The organism is Bartonella sp. SD1336NMGDW (assembly GCF_042193565.1).
GTDB lineage: Bacteria > Pseudomonadota > Alphaproteobacteria > Rhizobiales > Rhizobiaceae > Bartonella > Bartonella grahamii.
The window spans coordinates 1-2,609 of sequence record NZ_JBHILW010000052.1; the positions used below are offsets into that span (position 1 = coordinate 1).

At 36.7% G+C, this 2,609-nt stretch carries 3 protein-coding genes and 2 pseudogenes; all 5 read right to left on the minus strand.

All coding sequences use genetic code 11. The features are described 5' to 3' along the window. Nucleotides 1–354: 354 nt before the first annotated feature. Nucleotides 355–681 (minus strand): annotated as a pseudogene (locus ACFIKH_RS08915) (DUF3987 domain-containing protein); the annotation flags it as partial. A 159-nt stretch (nt 682–840) separates the two neighbouring features. Beyond that, on the minus strand, nt 841–1,113 hold the full coding sequence (locus tag ACFIKH_RS08920) for a type II toxin-antitoxin system RelE/ParE family toxin (RefSeq protein WP_208438787.1): 273 nt from the start codon (nt 1,111–1,113) through the stop codon (nt 841–843). Beyond that, the gene (locus ACFIKH_RS08925) at nt 1,110–1,400 is read right to left on the minus strand and encodes a CopG family ribbon-helix-helix protein (protein WP_208439813.1); all 291 of its coding nucleotides are present in this window, start codon (nt 1,398–1,400) and stop codon (nt 1,110–1,112) included. Before ACFIKH_RS08925 ends, ACFIKH_RS08920 begins: the two co-directional genes overlap by 4 nt. Before the next feature lie 111 nt (nt 1,401–1,511). Beyond that, nucleotides 1,512–2,186, minus strand: a pseudogene (locus ACFIKH_RS08930) (virulence-associated protein E); the annotation flags it as partial. Nucleotides 2,187–2,286: 100 nt separating this feature from the next. Then, nucleotides 2,287–2,487, minus strand: a complete 201-nt coding sequence (locus tag ACFIKH_RS08935; RefSeq protein ID WP_004860538.1) for an AlpA family transcriptional regulator — start codon at nt 2,485–2,487, stop codon at nt 2,287–2,289. Nucleotides 2,488–2,609 lie beyond the last annotated feature (122 nt).

Consider the following 2,609-nt stretch of genomic DNA (forward strand, 5'->3'; position numbering starts at 1 on the left):
ATGAAAAGCATATAATCCTTTAAAGCCTTTCAAAAGAAAGGGATTATAATCATAAGAAATGCTATCAAAACTATTATGGTACTTAGTTTTGAAGGTTTTGAGGGTTCCTTTTCCCCCCCTTATATATTTTTTTCAATCAAAAATAAAATAATACATATAAGAAGCACCCCCAAAGCCCCCCCAAAACTAATGATGGGGAGTGCTTTGCAGGTTCACTTTTATATTGTTTAATGTTTTATAAGATTTCCAAATTGCCTCAGTATGATGTCTTATGATTTTTCACTAAGGGATGATTCATAACGTATGATAGGTCTACCGCCTTGGGAGCTATTGTCTCCAGAGATTTCACGAAAAACCGTCATCGTTTATTCCACGCTGTATTGCTTGAATGAGTGGAATAATTCGTGAGGGTTGAATGCCTCCAATCATAGATAAAGTTACATGGGTGATAAAAATGGTTCCACGTCCTATACGGTCATAGGTGTATGATTTTTTGCCATTAAAAGCTGTTAAATAAAAGGCACGGTCTGTTTGATATTCCTTTCTTTCCAGATTGGCTAAAAAACCAGATAATTCATCACGAACCATTAAGAGACCACGGGGGTTTTCTTTTAAGAGTTTCCCAAGCTTTTCAACGGTCACATCATTGACGATAAAACGTCGTTTACCAAGAGTATCATCATTATTTTTACGAGTAGAAACTAAGCGGTGTGCAAAGTAATTATGCAATCATATTCGCAACATTATAAAAATAGTAATCTATCATTACTTACTGATACGGAGCGCAGTATTGTAGAAAATAATTTGCTTCAATTACCAAATAAATAAAAATACAGTTGATTAAGGAAATTTTTGCTTTGTATGAAGCACACGTAAAATACGCACAACGCCATTTGAAATATCATAAATCATAATATAATTTGGATGTACAATAAGTTCACGTGTATTTACAATTCGTCCTAAACGACCAAGGGTAGGAAATTTAACAAGTTTTTCTACTTTTTCAGATAAAAGTTGATCAAACTTTAAGGCAGCAGAAGGATTATCTTGTGATATGTATTCACGGATCTTTTTGCGGTCAACGTGTGCTACTTGTGTCCAAATTAGCTTCATAAAGTTGATCTATCGAGTTTACTTTGTGTTTTTAGGCGCCATTCCTTTGCTTCTGCTTCGATTTCTTCAGAAGATATTATATCACCTGCATTAGCAGAATTTATCCCTAATTGAACTTGTTCCCGAAACCATAAATCGTATGCACTTTTTTCTTTTTGTTCTTTTACGATATCGCGCATATAATCGCGCAATAATTGTGCAGCAGATCTATCACACGCCTTTGCTGCTTTGGAAAATTCATTTTTTAATACATCATCGACGCGAAAGGTAAATGTTGTCTCAGCCATTTTACGACCACTTAATGTGTTACAAAGTAGTTCTAATATAATGTATTTTTACTATTTCTTCAATCGCTACTGTTAAAATAGATATTTTATATCTATTTTGCATTTTCATAGGGTTGAAAGGGACGCCCATAAATCAACGGGCTCTGTTAATAACCCAGACAGCAGAACTAGACCGGTTTCAATGCCCTCACAAATGACCAGATGTTTTGGATTGGCTTGACTTAAATGCACTGCGCCACCCGTTACAGATCCCAACATGGCTTTTGCTGGTTTTTGGTCTGTTTTGCAGCCATTGGCTTGTAAAAAGGTCCTATGAATAGCAAAGGAGCCAGCACCCTTAACAAGAGCCACCAACGCGGGTAGTGTCATTCCTAATGGGTGCGCGGACAGTTGTCGTGAAAGCGTAAATCAGCAGGCAAATCACATGTAATACCCCGCATGCGTAAATAGGTTTCTGCTAAAGTATTTTTGATTGGTTGGCATTGTTGCCAAATTTCTTTTGCTCTCTCTGCTTTCTGTTTTGCTCGTTTGAGATCAGCAGAAATCTGTTTTGAGAAAGAGAGCGTCTGATCATAAGCTTGTTTTCCAAGCAAGCCAATTCTAATGAGCGCTTGTATGATCTCTCTAAAAGAACAACCGGCATAACAATAGAGTAAAGAGACGCCCATCATGTCTATTGGCAAGGGATAAACTAGGTAGCCTATCATCATGAGCAGGGCAACGGGTACGCCAAACCCTCAGCACAGCACGTGTAATGCCCTGCGCATGCGTAAAAGAACACATCATTTTAAATGCTATAACGTTGCGTCACAGGACGGATTGTGCACTCTCTAGGGTGATGAGTTTGAGAAAACCTTGTCCGTTCTTACGTGACAAGGTTTTCTTTTTATGCTGCGTCGTTATAACGTTGCTGTTTTGCTTGCTCGATGACATTGATAAGATCTGATTGTAACCAACGCGATAAAAAACCAAATTTTAAAGGTTTGGGGAGAGAGCCATTGGTAACATGACGGCGGAATGTTGAGACACTCATATGAAGCAATTTTGCACTTTCACGGTCTGTCAAAAGAATATCATTTTCTGTCATAATAATTTCCTTTCAAAAGTAAAAAAAATGAAAACAAATCATAAGCATTTATTAACCATATTTTTGTTCATTTTTGAAGGTATTTTATTTATAGAAAACAATATTTTATCATAGTTTTTCTG